The 16994-nt window shown below is 54.7% G+C and carries 16 protein-coding genes; 13 read left to right on the forward strand and 3 right to left on the reverse strand.

Features of this window, described 5'->3' with window-relative positions; all coding sequences use genetic code 11:
- The first annotated feature begins 167 nt into the window (after window positions 1-167).
- From EL098_RS19655 to sstT, 3 genes are all read left to right on the forward strand, one after another.
- Window positions 168-926 (forward strand): DeoR/GlpR family DNA-binding transcription regulator, encoded by a 759-nt coding sequence (locus EL098_RS19655; RefSeq protein WP_126357720.1) that lies wholly within the window; start codon window positions 168-170, stop codon window positions 924-926.
- Between the two features lie 249 nt (window positions 927-1175).
- Window positions 1176-2144, forward strand: coding sequence for a TerC family protein (locus tag EL098_RS19660; protein WP_126357721.1), 969 nt, complete (start codon window positions 1176-1178; stop codon window positions 2142-2144).
- Window positions 2145-2407: 263 nt separating this feature from the next.
- Window positions 2408-3652, forward strand: coding sequence for a serine/threonine transporter SstT (gene sstT, locus EL098_RS19665; RefSeq protein WP_126357722.1), 1245 nt, complete (start codon window positions 2408-2410; stop codon window positions 3650-3652).
- A gap of 328 nt (window positions 3653-3980) precedes the next feature.
- Here the strand turns inward: sstT and EL098_RS19670 are convergent, their stop codons facing one another.
- The 3 genes from EL098_RS19670 to uxaC all read right to left on the reverse strand — a co-directional run bounded on the left by EL098_RS19670 (window position 3981) and on the right by uxaC (window position 9588).
- Entirely contained in the window at window positions 3981-6488 is a 2508-nt protein-coding gene (locus EL098_RS19670; protein WP_126357723.1) for a type III effector HrpK domain-containing protein, read from the reverse strand.
- A 192-nt stretch (window positions 6489-6680) separates the two neighbouring features.
- A complete protein-coding gene (locus EL098_RS19675) occupies window positions 6681-8168 on the reverse strand; it encodes a UxaA family hydrolase (protein WP_126357724.1) in 1488 nt (495 codons plus the stop codon).
- Window positions 8169-8175: 7 nt separating this feature from the next.
- A complete protein-coding gene (gene uxaC / locus EL098_RS19680; protein ID WP_126357725.1) occupies window positions 8176-9588 on the reverse strand; it encodes a glucuronate isomerase in 1413 nt (470 codons plus the stop codon).
- A 374-nt stretch (window positions 9589-9962) separates the two neighbouring features.
- Between uxaC and EL098_RS19685 the strand changes: the two genes are divergently transcribed.
- The 10 genes from EL098_RS19685 (at window position 9963) to EL098_RS19730 (ending at window position 16968) form a co-directional block, all read left to right on the forward strand.
- Complete coding sequence (locus tag EL098_RS19685) at window positions 9963-11264, forward strand: MFS transporter (RefSeq protein ID WP_126357726.1); 1302 nt, start codon at window positions 9963-9965, stop codon at window positions 11262-11264.
- A gap of 104 nt (window positions 11265-11368) precedes the next feature.
- Window positions 11369-12145 carry a transcriptional regulator ExuR gene (exuR, locus tag EL098_RS19690; RefSeq protein WP_126357727.1) on the forward strand — a complete coding sequence of 259 codons (777 nt, stop codon included), beginning with the start codon at window positions 11369-11371 and terminating at the stop codon, window positions 12143-12145.
- Between the two features lie 320 nt (window positions 12146-12465).
- Entirely contained in the window at window positions 12466-13128 is a 663-nt protein-coding gene (gene yqjA, locus EL098_RS19695) for a DedA family general envelope maintenance protein YqjA (RefSeq protein ID WP_126357728.1), read from the forward strand.
- A 9-nt stretch (window positions 13129-13137) separates the two neighbouring features.
- Window positions 13138-13515 carry an EnvZ/OmpR regulon moderator MzrA gene (gene mzrA, locus EL098_RS19700; protein WP_126357729.1) on the forward strand — a complete coding sequence of 126 codons (378 nt, stop codon included), beginning with the start codon at window positions 13138-13140 and terminating at the stop codon, window positions 13513-13515.
- 175 nt (window positions 13516-13690) lie between these two features.
- Entirely contained in the window at window positions 13691-14059 is a 369-nt protein-coding gene (locus tag EL098_RS19705) for a DUF1090 domain-containing protein (protein WP_126357730.1), read from the forward strand.
- A gap of 50 nt (window positions 14060-14109) precedes the next feature.
- The gene (locus EL098_RS19710) at window positions 14110-14415 is read left to right on the forward strand and encodes a DUF883 family protein (protein WP_126357731.1); all 306 of its coding nucleotides are present in this window, start codon (window positions 14110-14112) and stop codon (window positions 14413-14415) included.
- Window position 14416: 1 nt separating this feature from the next.
- On the forward strand, window positions 14417-14812 hold the full coding sequence (locus EL098_RS19715) for a phage holin family protein (RefSeq protein WP_126357732.1): 396 nt from the start codon (window positions 14417-14419) through the stop codon (window positions 14810-14812).
- Window positions 14812-15090 (forward strand): YqjK-like family protein, encoded by a 279-nt coding sequence (locus tag EL098_RS19720; protein ID WP_126357733.1) that lies wholly within the window; start codon window positions 14812-14814, stop codon window positions 15088-15090. Before EL098_RS19715 ends, EL098_RS19720 begins: the two co-directional genes overlap by 1 nt.
- Window positions 15091-15509: 419 nt before the next feature.
- On the forward strand, window positions 15510-15902 hold the full coding sequence (locus EL098_RS19725) for a DoxX family protein (protein WP_126357734.1): 393 nt from the start codon (window positions 15510-15512) through the stop codon (window positions 15900-15902).
- Between the two features lie 73 nt (window positions 15903-15975).
- On the forward strand, window positions 15976-16968 hold the full coding sequence (locus EL098_RS19730) for a glutathione S-transferase family protein (protein ID WP_126357735.1): 993 nt from the start codon (window positions 15976-15978) through the stop codon (window positions 16966-16968).
- Window positions 16969-16994 lie beyond the last annotated feature (26 nt).

The raw sequence follows: 16994 nt of genomic DNA on the forward strand, positions 1-16994 counted from the left end.
AGAGAGGCACCTTAATCGAGTAGAATCCAGGCTTACAAGCCTTAAAATACAAGCATTACCAATCAAAACAAACCTGATATGTTGCCAGCGCCGTAGAGCAACATATATGATTGAGCCATATCATTTTTTACGCGCCCGTCTCCGGCTGGCCACTTACGAGGATCGAAATGTTGCTGATTGATGAGAGGCGAAAGCTGATTTTTGAAGAGCTGGTTACCGAAGGCACCGTGTATGTCAGCAAGCTGGCAAAGCAATACGACGTGACCTACGAAACGATCCGCAAAGATCTCACTTATCTGGAGCAAAAAGGGCTGCTGATCAAAAGCCACGGCGGCGCCACGCTGAAGCAGGGCGCTATCGAAAACCCGTTCCACGTGCGTGAAAAAGAGAACATCAGCTACAAGAAAGCGATAGCTAAAAAAGCGCTGGAGCTGATTCCTGCGGGCAGCTCAATGATCGTGGGCACCGGCAGCAGCACGCTGGAGCTTGCCAATCTGCTAAGCTTGAGATCGGGCTTTAAGATCTTCACCGATTCACTGCCCGTAGCCAGCGTGCTGCTGCAGTCGGATAACCAGGTATTCCTGTTCGGCGGCGAGTTGCGTAAGAAAAGTTCGTCAGTATTTGGCGGTTGGGCGGTGTCGATGATTCAGGATGTGAAGGTCGACATGTGCTTTCTCGGCACCGACGGCTTTAGCAATCTGAGCGGGCCTTCCACGCCCTCTTCGTCCGATGCCTTTGTGGATAAGACGATCATTGCCCATGCCGAAAAGAAATACATTCTCGGCGATCACACCAAGTTCCAGCGCAGCAGCCTGTTTAAAATCTGCGACTGGGCGGAAATCACCGCGCTGATCACCAACCCAGCGGCCGATGCTGAAGGCGTTTCGCGCGTTGCGCTGCAGACTTCAGTACTGTTCAGCGAGTAAACGCGTAAATCTGGGTAAACTTTAGCAGGAAGACAATTGACGCCAGCAACGGCTTGTCATATTTTGTTACCTGCAAAGGGGAGTAACTTCATTGCCGGTTAATCGTCATTACGATGCGCAAGCATCCGGTTGCCGGGCGACGTGAAAACGTCGTAAGTGAGACCTTGCCGGAAGGCGAGATCCCTGTTGCAAGCGAAAGCGGCTGGCGTCTTCTGATGTTGGCCGTTTTTGTTTTCAAGGAATCTTATTATGCATACTGTCGGTACCCCGCTGCTCTGGGGCAGCTTCGCCGTCGTGGTCGCCATCATGCTGGCGATCGATCTGCTGGTTCAGGGCCGTCGCGGCTCGCAAACCATGTCAATGAAACAGGCGGCCGTCTGGTCGCTGGTCTGGGTTTCACTTTCCCTGCTGTTTAACCTCGCTTTCTGGTGGTATCTCAGCGGTACCGCCGGTCGCGAAGTGGCGGATACCCAGGCGCTCGCCTTCCTCACCGGCTATCTGATTGAAAAAGCCCTCGCGGTCGATAACGTGTTCGTCTGGCTGATGCTGTTCAGCTACTTTTCCGTCCCTGCTGCTCTGCAGCGGCGCGTGCTGGTTTACGGCGTACTTGGCGCTATCATTCTCAGAACCATCATGATCTTCGGCGGCAGCTGGCTGATTACCCAGTTCGAGTGGCTACTGTACGTGTTTGGCGCTTTCCTGCTGTTCACCGGGATCAAAATGGCGCTGGCGAAAGAAGATGACGCCGGCGTCGGCGACAAACCTTTAGTGCGCTGGCTACGCGGCCACCTGCGCATGACGGACAAAATCGAGAACGAGCGCTTCTTCGTGCGCCAGAACGGCCTGCTGTACGCCACGCCGCTGCTGCTGGTGCTAATCCTGGTCGAGCTGAGCGACGTAATTTTCGCGCTAGACAGCATTCCGGCGATCTTCGCGGTGACCACCGATCCGTTCATCGTGCTGACCTCTAACCTGTTCGCGATCCTCGGCCTGCGCGCCATGTACTTCCTGCTGGCAGGCGTAGCGGAGCGCTTCTCAATGCTGAAATATGGCCTGTCGGTTATCCTGGTGTTTATCGGCGTGAAGATGCTGATCGTCGATTTCTATCATATTCCGATTGCCGTTTCGCTGGGCGTAGTGGGCGGTATCCTGGCCGGTACGCTGGTGATTAACGCCTGGGTGAACTACCGTAACGACCAGAAGAAGTCGGCGGAATAAGGCGCATCTCTATTCCTTCAGGGGCGTAATGCCCCTTTTTGATTCTGGCAAACCGCTCTCTCACCGAATTGCTGAATATGTCACACAGATGTTAATCAACAGTTGTGAAACCTAACGCTGAGCGCAATTCCAGCGCAAAATGCTTTTTCCTTCGCCGCTTTTCCTTATACTCAGCGGGCAAACACATTTTCTTACAACCGCACAGACGCAGCCCACTGCGCACGCGGAACGGCACGACATCACTGAAACACAGGAAGGTATTCATGAGTTCGCAAGCTTCTGGACTACTGCAGCGCTTTGCCCGCGGCAGCCTTGTAAAACAAATTCTTATTGGCCTGGTGCTGGGCATTCTGCTCGCGCTGGTCTCAAAACCTGCCGCTATCGCAACCGGCCTGCTCGGCACGCTGTTCGTCGGCGCACTTAAAGCCGTGGCGCCGGTGCTGGTGCTGACGCTGGTGATGGCCTCCATCGCAAACCACCAGCACGGCCAAAAAACCAATATTCGCCCGATACTGGTGCTTTACCTGCTGGGGACGTTTTCCGCAGCGCTGACGGCGGTCGTCGTCAGCTTTATGTTCCCTTCCACGCTTCACCTGACCAGCAGCGCCACGGATATCACGCCGCCGTCGGGAATCGTCGAGGTCGTTCATGGCTTACTGATGAGCATCATTGCTAACCCCATCCACGCCCTGCTGAACGCCAACTACATCGGTATTCTGGTGTGGGCGATAGGTCTGGGCTTTGCGCTGCGCCACGGGAATGAAAGCACCAAAAACCTGGTCAATGACCTGTCTGATGCGGTGACCTTTATCGTGAAGGTGGTGATCCGCTTCGCGCCCATCGGCATCTTTGGTCTGGTTGCCTCTACGCTTGCCACCACCGGCTTCTCCACGCTCTGGAGCTATGCCCAGCTGCTGCTGGTGCTGCTGGGCTGTATGTTCGGCGTGGCGTTTATCATCAATCCGCTGCTGGTGTTTATCACCACCCGCCGTAACCCTTATCCGCTGGTGCTGGCCTGCCTGCGTGAAAGCGGGGTGACCGCGTTCTTCACCCGTAGCTCGGCGGCAAACATTCCTGTCAACATGAGCATGTGCCAGAAGATGAACCTGGATCGCGATACTTATTCAGTGTCGATTCCGCTGGGGGCGACCATCAATATGGCCGGGGCCGCTATTACCATAACGGTGCTGACGCTGGCTGCAGTTCACACGCTGGGCGTGCCGGTCGATCTGCCCACCGCGCTGCTGCTGAGCGTAGTGGCTTCGCTTTGCGCCTGCGGGGCTTCAGGCGTGGCGGGCGGTTCGCTGCTGCTTATTCCGCTGGCCTGCGGCATGTTTGGCATCCCGAATGAGATTGCCATGCAGGTGGTTGCGGTAGGCTTCATCATCGGCGTATTGCAGGACTCCTGCGAAACCGCGCTGAACTCTTCTACCGACGTTATCTTTACCGCCGCCGTTTGTCAGGCAGAGGACGCCCGCCTGGCGAAGGCCGACCCGCTTCGCGGTTAAGCGTGATACTCCCTGTTTAACGCAGGGAATTCATAGTGTTACCCCACTCTAAAACAGCGGGGGCTTGTTGGCTTTGGCCTGGTGGTTTGAATACAGAACGTCGGACAGGCCTCCCGTGAACGCGAAACAGACCCTCTGCAGGCACAACTTGATATGCTGACTGGTCGGGTGGGCGACCCGGCAGTGTAGCGCCCGCTGCGTCAGACCTGCTAACGGACATTTCGGTGGTTCCGGCGTAGAGCCCCATTGAAGAACGGCCACAGCAAGTGCGGTATGGTGAAGGTGATATCTGGTCAGGGCGGAGGTCACTCTCCGCCCTTTTATCCAATCAGCTCGGTGTAGGGATACCGAACTGCTTCAGCGTCGGATCGACGTTATGATCAAAGGTTTTCTGGTCTTTGTGTTTATTGATCGCATCAATAATCGCCTTTATGCCAAATCCGATTCCCAGCGCAGCGTCTATCACCCAACCTACGGGTCCTGCCGTCGCCCCAATCGTTTCAGCTGCAGCAAAACCGGCAGCCTCACCGGCGACAGCACCAATGACTCTTCCGGTCACCGCCCCAGCCATTCTGCCCAGCCCTACTGTTGCATCTTTTGACAGCGCTTTCGCGGCGGCGTTAAAGCCTAATTTACCTAACTCGGCAGACCCTTTAACCCCGTCATAAATCGTTTTAGCCGCCCCGGCCTTATCGCCCGACTTTAACTGTTCAGCGACGGTGGCCAGGCTGGCAACGCCGAGAGCGCTGCTGCCCACAAGCTTGCTCTTGTCGAGATTTCTCAGGCCCATAGCACTGGTTTTTTCCTCAACCCCTTCACGCAGCTGGTTATACATCTCCTTACCGGTCATTTTCTTCAGGTCACTCTCTTTCGGCAGTGTCCCTGCTTCTTTTAGGGTATTTAAAAAATCCATCCCCTTTTTAGTGGTGGTCAATGCTTTCATGGTTGCCTGAGCATAACCATCTTCTCCGGCAGCGGTGACACTCTCAGGGATGGCCGCTTGATAGGCCGCTTTTTTCTGATCAACCTCGGCCAATATTTGACCAGCATCCGTTTTTGTGTTGTTCTTCAGCCCGCTTTCTACGGCCTTACCCTGGACGAAATTTTCATTCCAGGAGCGTTCAATTTCCCCTTTAAGGTCGGGGCGGCTCTTCATCACGTCCCCGAGAGATGGCACTGCTGCATTTTTACCCTGAATATCTCCTTGTAGCTGCAGCTCTGCATCCAGGTTTCCAATCGCGCTGCTATAGTCAACCGGTATCCTGTCTTCCGGCTTTTTACCTTTGTTAGCTTTATCGGCAGCCTCACGCGCGGTCTGCATATCCTGCTGCAGCGCCTTACCCGATTTCACATCATCATATCGCTGACTTACCGCCCGGCTGAGCGCAGGATCAGCGGAAATCATATTTTTTTCCGTCGCCGGTACCGCTTTATCAAGGTAACTTTTTACATCAGGATCGTTCTGTAGCTGGGCAATTTTTTCCTGTAGAGCCTGGGAGGTTTTATCCACTTTCCGCAACGAGGAGCCACCTTCAACCTGCCCTTCAGTCTGCTGCAGTTTCACCATCACCGCCGCTTTTTGTTCCCCGGTATAATTTTGTGGGTTTGCAAAAATATCGGCTCCCAGCTTACTGATATCCACATGAGCCACCGAATTGAGCGTAGCGGCATCACTCATCATGCTGGAAAACTCACCGCCGTTAGTCGGTGCCTGGGTTTTTATCCAATCATCAATATTTTTCGCACTTATCTTCTTATCCGGGCTGTGCAACGCCAGATCTTTTCCCTTCAGCCCCCCTTGATCGAGCAAATTCAGAAAACCTGGCTGAGAGAAGGTCTTGGTTGATTGCCGCAGCAAAGATGAAAGCCCGGGGTTTTTGTCCTGGATCCCTTTGAGCGCATCAGCGGTAATACAGGAGTCAACCTTGCCGTCTTTATCCAGCGCGCCGCACTTGATCAGCGGCTCGTTGGCCCTTAGCGTCGCGGCAGAAATAACCATTTGCATTGACTGCGGGTCAGCGTTTGGATGTGCTTTCTGATAATCGGTAACATCCTTTGTTGCCGCGTCTCTTGCCTTCTCCATATTTTTTGCAAAGGCGCTGTAGTCACCCGTGGTGGTTTTACCATCCGGCTTACCGCCATGTTTTCCTACATCAGCCGCCGCTTTCAATGCTGGATTAGCATCAATAAACGCTTTCGCATGATCGGCATCCGGCCCTCCGGCTGCCGCCATTTTGGCGGCTGCAATCGGGCGGTTCATCTCTTTCTCAGCCTGCAGTCGCTGGTCAGGGGGTAAGTTAGCCACCAGAGCATCATATTTCTTTAGCTCGTCGGGAGAAGAGTATTTTGAGTTATCAATGGCATCAGTGTCAGCAGAGTGCGCTGCCGTATCGACGGCAGGTGTAGCTGAGCCAGGAGCTGGCGGAGCAGCAGCAACAGGTGCAGCCGGGGTGAAGGCTGGTGGAGAAGCAGCAGGTGAAGCCGAGGTAGACACTAGCGAAGGAGCGACCGCATCCTGATTTGCCCCGGACATAGATGCCGGACCGTTGCTTTGAGTAGGTAATGGCGGCATGGCGGCCCCATTCGAGCGGCCCGGTTCGCCCATTTTTTTCAGCAATCCGCTAATCAACGCTGCCAGCTCATTCATCAACTCACCGGATTCAGCACCAACGCTACGATTATCAGCATCGGGCACATTTAGCTGCCCAAAATTAATATGACGACTGGTGTCCGAACGGCTAGCGTTAATTAGCGCCGAGCGAGTATTTAAAGCAGCCAGTCCGGCGTCTGGCTCACTGTAACCGCCGGGACCGGGCTGAGAAGATGTAATGCGCATATGAACCACTCTCAATCAACCTATGGGTGATTGAGTGGATAAAAGCGCCGGATGAGTTCCAATCGACCCCGTTTAAAGCGCCCACTGATGGCCGTGGCTTTACGCCGCTGAAATGCGAAAGTCGATGTCCGCCTGGCGAAGGCCGACCCGCTGCGCGGTTAATTACGACGCTCCACACTCTGTGCGGGGAATTCAGAGCGTTACCCCACTCTTAAACAGCGCCAGCTCGCGGAAATCATTTTTCTCGTTGCAGGTTGGCGCTCCGTTCACCTTTTCAACAATCATCCCGATAAACTGCTCAAGCAAATCGGGCATAGCGCTGCCGTGCAGCAGCTTACCTGCGTCAAAATCGATCCAGCGCGGTTTCTTTGCCGCCAGCTCGCTGTTGGTGGCAATTTTCACCGTCGGCACAAAGCCGCCGTATGGCGTACCGCGCCCGGTGCTGAACAACACCATATGGCACCCCGCCCCCGCTAAAGCGCTGGTGGCGACAGCGTCGTTGCCCGGCGCGCTCAGCAGGTTTAATCCTGCGTGTTTCAACCTTTCGCCATAGCGAAGAACGTCGACAATCTGGCTCTCACCCGCCTTCTGCGTACAGCCGAGCGATTTCTCTTCGAGCGTCGTGATCCCACCGGCTTTGTTCCCCGGTGACGGGTTCTCGTAGATAGGCTGATGGTGTTCAATAAAGTAGCGTTTGAAGTCGTTGATCATCGCCACCGTTTTTTCAAACGTCGCTTCGTCACGGCAGTGGCTCATCAATAGCCTCTCGGCACCAAACATTTCCGGTACCTCCGTCAGCACCGTGGTGCCACCGTTCGCCACTAAATAATCAGAGAAGCGGCCCAGCATCGGGTTCGCGGTAATGCCGGAGAGGCCATCTGAACCGCCGCATTCCAGGCCGAATTTCAGCTCGCTCAGCCTGCCCGGCTCACGCCTGTCGTGGCGGATTTCTTCATACAAAGCGTGCAGGTGCTCCAGCCCCGCTTCAACCTCGTCTTCATGCTGCTGCAGGGCCATAAAGCGGACACGGCTTTGGTCATAATCACCTAAGGTTTCGCGGAACGCGCTAATCTGGTTATTCTCGCAGCCCAGGCCGACCACCAGCACCGCGCCCGCGTTCGGGTGATGCACCATATTTTGCAGCATCGTTCGGGTGTTGAGATGATCGTCACCCAGCTGGGAGCAGCCAAACTGATGGCTGAACAACCAGGCTCCGTCGATATCCGGGGCATTGCCCGTCTGCTGCAAAAACCGGTTCAACATCTGCCGTGCAATGCCGTTAACACAGCCCACCGTAGGCAGGATCCACAGCTCGTTGCGGACGCCAACCGCGCCGTTACTGCGGCGATAGATATTTACCTCGCGGTCGCCAAAAGGCGTTGCCGCCGAAGCTCTTTCAGGCTGATAGCGATAATCATGGACATCGTTCAGGTTAGTGCGCAGGTTATGGGAGTGGAGATGCTCCCCGGCGGCAACATCACAGAACACGTGGCCTATCGGCAGGCCATACTTCACAACGTTTTCACCTGCGGCAAGGGCCTGGAGCGCAAACTTATGGCCGCGGGCAACCGGCTGGAGCAGCCTGAAGGATCCCGGCATAACCTCAATCGCCTCCCCCTCTGCCAGGTCCACCAGAGCAACCGCAACGTTATCCTGCTCATGGATCCTGATGTATCGCATCTCAACCTCAGTTCAGCTCAATGGCGAAGTAGTCGCGGGCGTTGTTGAAGCAGATGTTTTTCACCATCTCACCCAGCATCGGCAAATCATCTGGTACTTCGCCCGCCTGCACCCAATGGCCAAGCATGCGGCACAAAATGCGGCGGAAATATTCGTGGCGCGTGTAGGAGAGGAAGCTGCGGCTGTCGGTCAGCATGCCGACGAAACGGCTTAGCAGGCCGAGCTGCGCAAGCTGGGTCATCTGCCGCTCCATGCCGTCCTTCTGATCGTTAAACCACCAGCCGGAGCCGAACTGCATTTTTCCCGCTATCCCTTCGCCCTGGAAGTTACCGACCATCGTGCCAATCACCTCGTTATCACGCGGGTTGAGGCAGTAGAGGATAGTTTTAGGCAGCAGGTTTTCTTCATTCTGTTTGTTCAGCAGCCTCGACAGCGGCTCTGCCAGCGGGCGATCGTTGATGGAGTCAAAACCAACGTCAGGCCCCAGCAGGCGGAACTGGCGCTGGTTGTTATTGCGCAGCGCGCCGATGTGGTACTGCTGCACCCAGCCGCGACGGGCGTATTCGGTGCCCAGCCACACCAGCACCGCCGTTTTAAACTGCGCGGCTTCGGTTTCGCTGACTGCTTCCCCCCCAAGGCGACGTTCAAGGATAGCGTCCAGCGTTGCCTCATCCGCTTCAGCAAAGACCACCACGTCCAGCGCATGGTCGGCAACTTTGCAGCCGTGGGCGGCAAAATGATCCAGCCTTTTGCCCAGCGCGGTCAGAAGATCGCTGAAGCGGCGAATATCGATATCCGCGACCGCGGACAGCGTAGAAAGGTAGTCGCAAAACGTGGCCTGTTCGATATTAAAAGCTTTATCAGGACGCCAGCTCGGTAGCACCTTGATATCAAAGGTGCCGTCATTGGCGATGGCGGCGTGGTGCTCGAGAGAGTCCACCGGGTCGTCCGTCGTTCCGACCATTTTCACGTTCATCTGCTGCATGATGCCGCGGGCGGTGAACGAGCTCTGCTCCAGCAGCGCGTTGCACCGATGCCAGATTTCATCCGCCGTCGACGGAGACAGAGATTTTCCGACGATCCCAAACGGGCGGCGCAGCTCCAGGTGCGTCCAGTGATACAGCGGATTCCCCAGGGTATGCGGCACCGTTGCGGCCCAGGCGTCAAATTTTTCACGGTCGCTGGCGTCGCCGGTGCATAGCCGCTCTGCAACGCCGTTAGTACGCATCGCTCGCCACTTGTAGTGATCTCCTTTCAGCCAGATGTCACACAGATTCTTGAAGCGATAATTCTCGGCTATTTGCTGCGGCGGCAGATGGCAGTGGTAGTCGAAAATGGGCTGCGATTTCGCGTAGTCGTGGTAAAGCCGGCGGGCGTATCGGGTATCAAGAAGAAAATCATCGTTCATAAACTGGGCCATAGCGTGGCGTCCTCAGCAGATAGCGGGTCGATGCTTGCGCATGATGGCCCAAAGTTATCACACCAATTTTCGCACAACGACCTCAATTTTGAGTTGAAGCTCACAAAACAGACAGATAAATCCCTCTTACCCGTACCTGCATTGGCCTATAACCCGCGTCAAACCTGACCTCCAGCCCCGATATGGCGGGGTACAACCTGAAAATGCTTTTGTGATATCACTCAACTTATAAAGATGTATGACAAGTTATCGTTTGACCCGTCGCAGTACCTCCTGCCGGGCAACGCCTGCCGCGGCCCATGGGTGACAAGAACAGGAACGGAGGCCGGTTTACCTGGATCAACGTTCACAATAAAGACGGGATGGGGTGAGAAATGCGAAAAATAAAAGGTTTGCGCTGGTATATGATAGCGCTGGTGACGCTGGGCACCGTGCTGGGCTATCTGACCCGTAACACGGTGGCCGTTGCGGCCCCCACGCTGATGAGCGAGCTGAATATCACCACTCAGCAGTATTCGTGGATTATCGCCGCATATTCAGCCTGTTATACCATTATGCAGCCGGTTGCCGGCTATGTACTTGACGTACTGGGGACGAAAGTGGGCTACGCGGTGTTTGCCGTGGCCTGGGCGATTTTCTGTGGCGCAACCGCCCTGGCGGGAAGCTGGGGCGGGCTGGCGCTTGCTCGTGGTGCCGTCGGCGCCGCCGAAGCGGCGATGATCCCCGCAGGGTTAAAGGCCAGCAGCGAGTGGTTCCCGGCTAAAGAGCGATCTATTGCCGTGGGCTACTTCAACGTGGGCTCTTCCATTGGAGCCATGATTGCGCCCCCGCTGGTCGTCTGGGCCATTGTGATGCACAGCTGGCAGATGGCGTTTATGTTAACCGGCGTGCTGAGCTTTATCTGGGCGATGGCATGGCTGTGGTTCTACAAAAATCCGCGCGATCAGAAAAAGCTTTCCAGCGAAGAACGCGAGTACATCATCAGCGGCCAGGAAGCACAGCACCAGACCGACAACACGAAAAAGATGCCGGCCTGGAAAATCCTGCGCAATCGCCAGTTCTGGGGCATCGCCCTGCCGCGTTTTCTGGCAGAGCCCGCCTGGGGGACCTTCAACGCCTGGATCCCGCTGTTCATGTTTAAAGCCTACGGCTTCAACCTGAAAGAGATCGCGATGTTCGCGTGGATGCCGATGCTGTTTGCCGACTTTGGCTGCGTGCTTGGGGGCTATTTACCGCCGCTGTTCCAGCGCTGGTTCGGCGTTAACCTGATTGTTTCGCGCAAGCTGGTGGTCACTCTGGGCGCGGTACTGATGATTGGGCCAGGCACGATAGGCCTGTTTACCAGCCCCTACGTCGCGATAGCCCTGCTGTGTATCGGTGGTTTTGCCCATCAGGCGCTGTCCGGCGCGCTAATCACCCTGTCCTCAGACGTTTTCGGGCGCAATGAAGTGGCGACGGCTAACGGGCTGACGGGTATGGCGGCGTGGACCGCCAGCACGCTGTTCGCGCTGGTAGTAGGCGCGCTGGCCGACACGCTGGGCTTCAGCCCGCTCTTCGCGGCGCTTGCGGTATTCGATCTTCTCGGCGCGATAGTTATCTGGACCGTACTGAAAAACCAGTCCGCCAGCGAACTTGCGGCTGATAACGCCGTGCCTGACGGCGTTACGCAGTCTTGAGCAAAAGCCGTCTTCGGGCGGTATTTCTCCATTCGGTTGCTAGAGCCCTCCCGGAAAAAGTGGTATAACAAATCTACTCACGCCGCAGCCTTCCGGAGTCGCTTATGGATAACCTTGAACCCCGCCGCCTTTACCAGCAGCTTGCCGCCGAACTTAAGCAACGTATTGAAACAGGTGTTTACCGGGTCGGGGAGAAACTGCCCGCCGAGCGTTATATTGCGGAAGAGAAAAACGTAAGCCGCACCGTGGTGCGCGAGGCCATTATCATGCTGGAGGTTGAGGGCTACGTTGAGGTGCGCAAAGGCTCAGGCATTCACGTTATATCCAGCCAGGCGAAGTACATGACGGTGCCGGATGAACGCTTTGAGTTTGCGAATTATGGCCCTTTCGAACTTCTGCAGGCTCGTCAGCTTATAGAGAGCAATATCGCCGAGTTTGCCGCGACCCAGGTCACCAAGCAGGACATTGTGAAGCTCATGGAGATCCAGGAAAAGGCGCGTAATGAGCAAACGTTCCGGGATTCTGAGTGGGATCTCCAGTTCCATGTTCAGGTCGCGCTGGCGACACAAAATGGGGCGCTGGCTACTATCGTTGAAAAAATGTGGAGCCATCGTATTCACAACCCCTACTGGAAAAAACTGCACGAACACATCGACATTCGCACGATGGACAACTGGTGTGATGACCACGATCAGATTCTTAAGGCACTGATCAGAAAAGATTCTCATGCGGCAAAACTGGCCATGTGGCAGCATCTCGAAAATACCCGCCAGATGCTGTTTAACGCCACCAGCGACGATTTCGAATTCAACGCCGATCGTTATTTATTTGCTGAAAATCCGGTGGTTCACCTCGATACAGCGGTAAACGGTCAAAAATAGTCATTTTTCCCGCCGAGGGTAAGCAAACCATTAATAGTGTCAGCGTTTGTAAATACCCTCGCCAGCCTCCTCCCCAGTAAGCAAAATCATTGCTCAACAAACTGCAAATACTGTGACGTATAACGCGTAGTTTTGTTACAATTAGATGCAATTTCACCGCCTGTGTGGGTTTCGCGCCCTCCCGCTGTCGTTTCAGGAGATGTTATTTCGACGCAGCAGCACGGGCAGTGGGTTGTAGCCAGCGAATGAGAATAAAAACCATGCTGCATTCTGCTCACCCGTTTACACCGGCGACCTAAACGAAGTGCCAGGAACCCTGAATGGAACTACTGACTCAACTGCTTTCCGCTCTCTGGAGCCAGGATTTTGAAACGCTCTCCAATCCTTCGATGATGGGGATGCTCTATTTTGTGCTGTTCATGATCCTATTTCTTGAAAACGGCCTGCTTCCAGCTGCATTTTTACCGGGCGATAGCCTGCTGGTGCTGGTCGGCGTACTGATCGCCAAGGGGACGATGGGGTTCCCGGAAACCATCGCGCTGCTCACCATTGCCGCAAGCCTCGGCAGCTGGCTGGGCTATATCCAGGGACGCTGGCTGGGGAACACCCGTATCGTGCAGAACTGGCTTTCGCACCTGCCGGCTCATTACCACCAGCGTTCGCACCAGCTCTTCCATAAACACGGGCTGTCGGCGCTGCTGATTGGCCGCTTTATCGCTTTTGTACGCACGCTGTTGCCAACGATTGCCGGATTATCGGGTCTCAGCAGTACCCGCTTCCAGTTCTTTAACTGGATGAGTGGCCTGCTGTGGATACTGATTTTGACTACCCTGGGCTATTTACTGGGCAAAACCCCCGTCTTCCTGAAGTACGAAGACGCTTTGATGTCGTGCCTGATGCTGATCCCGGTGGTGCTGCTGATCATCGGTCTCGTGGGTTCGTTAATTGTGCTTTGGCGTAAAAAACGCAGCCAAAGTCACTAGAGGGATTCGATGAAATTCACGTTCACACGCCGCCTGAAGGCGGCGCTGCTTGTTGGTGCCCTGGCGATAGCTTCGCTGATGGTGTGGTCCGGCATGCAGACCCAGGACTCAACCCTCGAAATTCGTGCTTCCCGGCAGGGCGGAAGCGTTCCCGACGGTTTTTATGTCTGGCACCACCTCGATGCCAACGGTATACGCTTCAAAAGCATTACGCCGCTCAACAACACGCTGCTGGTGACGTTTGATTCCAGCGCCCAGAGCGAGGCGGCGAAAGAGGTGCTGAATCGCACGCTGCCGCAAGGCTACGTGATTGCCCAGCAGGAGGGCGATAAAGACGCGCTCGCCTGGCTCTCTATTCTGCGGCCAGACCACAATCACCTCGGCTAGTCTCCCTTCTTTTAGTCTGAATTTGCTATCATCTTCTGGGTTTCTGGTCGATTCATGACTATGCTTTACCTGTTTTTATCGCCGTTGAATGGCGCTTTTCTCAATACCAGGACCGAAGCATAAAGTATGATCGTCTGATACTTTTATGCTTCGTCTTACAATGGAAGGTTACACCATGAATTACCGCACCGTACTGGCTCTTGCTTTACTCACCCTGACCTCTGCCGCGCAGGCTAATACCCTTTGCAGCGAAAAAGAGCAGGATATTCAACGCGAGATTGGCTATGCGGAAAAACACAATAATCAGCACCGTATTGATGGCCTGAAAAAAGCCCTCAGCGAAGTTCGCGAAAACTGTAGCGACGCGAGCCTGCGCGCTGAACACCAAAAGAAAATCGCCAAACAGAAAGCGGAAATCGAAGAGCGCAAAGCCGATCTTATCGAAGCCCGCCAGAAGGGTGACGCGGAAAAAATCACCAAACGCAAAAAGAAACTTGCAGAAGCGGAAGATAGCCTCAAAGCTTTAGAGAAGCGTGATTACTGATTGTGTAGTCGCAGACTTTAAGGATCCACCCCAAACACTCGGAGAGAACTATGTCAAAAGATACTACGTCAGAACATTTACGCGCTGAGTTGAAATCCCTGGCAGATACCCTTGAAGAAGTCCTGAGTGCTTCCACGGACAAGTCGAAAACCGAACTGGACAAATTGCGTAACAAAGCGGAAAAAGCGCTGAAAGAGAGCCGTGACCGCCTCGGTGATGCCAGCGACGCGATCGCCAGGCAAACGCGTGAGGCGGCCTCGAAAGCGGATGATTACGTTCGCGAGAATCCGTGGACCGGCGTGGGGATTGGTGCGGCGGTAGGCGTCGTGCTGGGCGTGCTGCTGGCCCGTCGTTAAGATGGCTGATTCTCACCAAAGCCAGGGGCCGGGCAAAAGCGTGCTCGGCATAGGTCAGCGGCTGGTCACCATTCTGGTTGGGATGGTCGAAACGCGCCTTCGCCTTGCGGTGGTCGAGCTGGAAGAGGAAAAAGCCCACCTCGTACAGCTGCTGCTGATGCTCGGCCTGACCATGCTGTTCGCCGCGTTTGGCTTGATGAGCCTGATGGTCCTGATTATCTGGGCCGTTGATGCCCAGTATCGCCTTAACGCCATGATTGCTACCACGGCCGTGCTGCTGTCGCTGGCGCTGATTGGCGGTATTTGGACGCTGCGAAAATCCCGTCAATCCACCCTGCTACGCCATACCCGGCGCGAGCTGGAGAATGACAGGGCTTTGCTGGAAGAGGATAAGTAATGAGCGATGCGGATCGTACAAAGCGTAAAGCGTATCTGCTTAGCCAGGTTCAGCAGCAGCGGCTTGATCTTAGCGCGGCAAGGCGCGACTGGCTACAGGTCACTAGCCCTTACGATCGCGGCTGGAACACGCTGCTCAGCCTGCGCAGCTACGCCATGATAGCCAGTAGCGTGTTGGCTATCTGGACGGTGAGGCATCCGGGCCGGTTTATGCGCTGGGCAAAACGGGGATTTGGCGCCTGGAGTACCTGGCGGCTTATTCGTAATACGCTCAATTAGAAACACGTAAACTCGAACACCGCTTTAAGCGGTGTTCAGGCTGATGACAAACTTCAATAAAGAGAAGAAGCATCAGATAGCACCTATAAATAAACCAGGAAAATCAATTCGTTGATTTTCGGCTGCTTACCACAAAGAGGGAAAAACCACGCTTTTTCCCTCTTTGTTAGCAATATAAACACCGCTTTAAGCGGTGTTTTTTTCATCACCCAAGCCCTTTTCACCTCGTGGTTTTCATTTTTCCCGCTTAGTTTCCTCAGGATATTTGAAGAACTTAGACAGTTTTCCTTGCTAACAATCCTTTTTCACCCCGTCTATTATCCTCTCCATCGACGGCAAGCACCGGTAACCGCTGGAGTTTGCGCCCCTTTTAAGTCCTGGCAAAGAATGCCGGAAAAAAAGAACCGCTGGAGAGTAAAATGAAAAAATTAGAAGATGTTGGCGTACTGGTTGCTCGTATTCTGATGCCAATCCTGTTTATCACTGCGGGCTGGGGAAAAATCACCGGCTACGCGGGAACCCAGCAGTACATGGAGGCGATGGGCGTGCCGGGCGCACTGCTGCCGCTGACCATCCTGCTTGAGTTCGGCGGCGGTCTGGCTATTTTGTTCGGCCTGCTGACCCGCACCACCGCGCTGATCACCGCGCTGTTTACCCTGCTGACGGCGTTCCTGTTCCACAGCAACTTCGCTGAAGGCGTAAACTCCATTATGTTTATGAAGAACTTTACCATCGCGGGTGGCTACCTGCTGCTGGCAGTCTTCGGCCCTGGCGCAATCAGCCTCGACCGCGTGCTGAATAAGAAGTGGTAAGGGTTCTCTATTGATGAACACCGAAAAAGCGAAGACTCTGTCTTCGCTTTTTTGCTATTGAGGAGCAGAAAAAATGGGACAACTCATCGACGGCGTCTGGCATGACGTCTGGTACGACACAAAATCGACCGGCGGCCGCTTTAAACGTTCGGAATCCGCCTTCCGTAACTGGCTCACCGCAGACGGTTCCGCTGGCCCAACGGGAAAAGAGGGATTTGCCGCTGAGAAAGACCGCTACCATCTGTACGTTTCTCTCGCCTGTCCGTGGGCGCACCGCACGCTGATCGTTCACAAGCTCAAAGGCCTGGAGCCATTTATCTCTGTTTCCGTCGTCAACCCGCTGATGCTGCAAAACGGCTGGACATTTGCGAAGGATTTCCCGGAGGCCACCGGCGATACGCTTTATCACCATGACTTCCTTTATCAGCTTTACCTGCAGGCCAATCCTCATTACACCGGGCGAGTGACCGTTCCTGTCCTCTGGGATAAGAAAAACCGGACGATTGTCAGCAATGAGTCTGCGGAAATCATTCGCATGTTTAATACGGCCTTTGATGCCCTGGGCGCGCGAGCGGGGGATTATTACCCTGATGCCTTAAAAAGCGAGATCGATGAGCTGAACGGCTGGATTTATGACACCGTGAACAACGGCGTCTACAAAGCAGGTTTTGCCACCTCTCAGGAAGCCTATGACGACGCCGTGGAGAAACTCTTTATTTCCCTGGCACGCCTGGAGCAACTCCTCGGACAACATCGTTACTTAACCGGCCAACAGCTTACCGAAGCGGATATTCGCCTGTGGACTACGCTGGTGCGCTTTGATCCGGTGTACGTCACCCACTTCAAGTGCGATAAATACCGTATCAGCGACTACCCGAATCTTTACGGCTTCCTGCGCGATATTTACCAGCTCCCCGGCGTTCGTGAAACGGTGAGTTTCCCGCATATCCGTACTCACTATTATTGCAGCCATAAAACCCTCAACCCGACGGGCATTATTTCCATCGGCCCGGCTCAAGATTTAGACGAGCCTCATGGCCGCGATGAGCGGTTTAGAAAGAGTTAAGAATATTCATCACAACAACGATTTAC

It is taken from the genome of Cedecea lapagei (assembly GCF_900635955.1).
Taxonomy (GTDB): domain Bacteria; phylum Pseudomonadota; class Gammaproteobacteria; order Enterobacterales; family Enterobacteriaceae; genus Cedecea; species Cedecea lapagei.

Coding starts and splice junctions, on each gene's coding strand:
- yqjA (WP_126357728.1), top strand. CDS start 12,466: ATGGAACTACTGACTCAACTGCTTTCCGCTCTCTGGAGCCAGGATTTT.
- EL098_RS19715 (WP_126357732.1), top strand. CDS start 14,417: ATGGCTGATTCTCACCAAAGCCAGGGGCCGGGCAAAAGCGTGCTCGGC.
- mzrA (WP_126357729.1), top strand. CDS start 13,138: ATGAAATTCACGTTCACACGCCGCCTGAAGGCGGCGCTGCTTGTTGGT.
- EL098_RS19720 (WP_126357733.1), top strand. CDS start 14,812: ATGAGCGATGCGGATCGTACAAAGCGTAAAGCGTATCTGCTTAGCCAG.
- EL098_RS19730 (WP_126357735.1), top strand. CDS start 15,976: ATGGGACAACTCATCGACGGCGTCTGGCATGACGTCTGGTACGACACA.
- EL098_RS19725 (WP_126357734.1), top strand. CDS start 15,510: ATGAAAAAATTAGAAGATGTTGGCGTACTGGTTGCTCGTATTCTGATG.
- sstT (WP_126357722.1), top strand. CDS start 2,408: ATGAGTTCGCAAGCTTCTGGACTACTGCAGCGCTTTGCCCGCGGCAGC.
- EL098_RS19685 (WP_126357726.1), top strand. CDS start 9,963: ATGCGAAAAATAAAAGGTTTGCGCTGGTATATGATAGCGCTGGTGACG.
- uxaC (WP_126357725.1), bottom strand. CDS start 9,588: ATGGCCCAGTTTATGAACGATGATTTTCTTCTTGATACCCGATACGCC.
- EL098_RS19705 (WP_126357730.1), top strand. CDS start 13,691: ATGAATTACCGCACCGTACTGGCTCTTGCTTTACTCACCCTGACCTCT.
- EL098_RS19660 (WP_126357721.1), top strand. CDS start 1,176: ATGCATACTGTCGGTACCCCGCTGCTCTGGGGCAGCTTCGCCGTCGTG.
- EL098_RS19675 (WP_126357724.1), bottom strand. CDS start 8,168: ATGCGATACATCAGGATCCATGAGCAGGATAACGTTGCGGTTGCTCTG.
- EL098_RS19670 (WP_126357723.1), bottom strand. CDS start 6,488: ATGCGCATTACATCTTCTCAGCCCGGTCCCGGCGGTTACAGTGAGCCA.
- exuR (WP_126357727.1), top strand. CDS start 11,369: ATGGATAACCTTGAACCCCGCCGCCTTTACCAGCAGCTTGCCGCCGAA.
- EL098_RS19710 (WP_126357731.1), top strand. CDS start 14,110: ATGTCAAAAGATACTACGTCAGAACATTTACGCGCTGAGTTGAAATCC.
- EL098_RS19655 (WP_126357720.1), top strand. CDS start 168: ATGTTGCTGATTGATGAGAGGCGAAAGCTGATTTTTGAAGAGCTGGTT.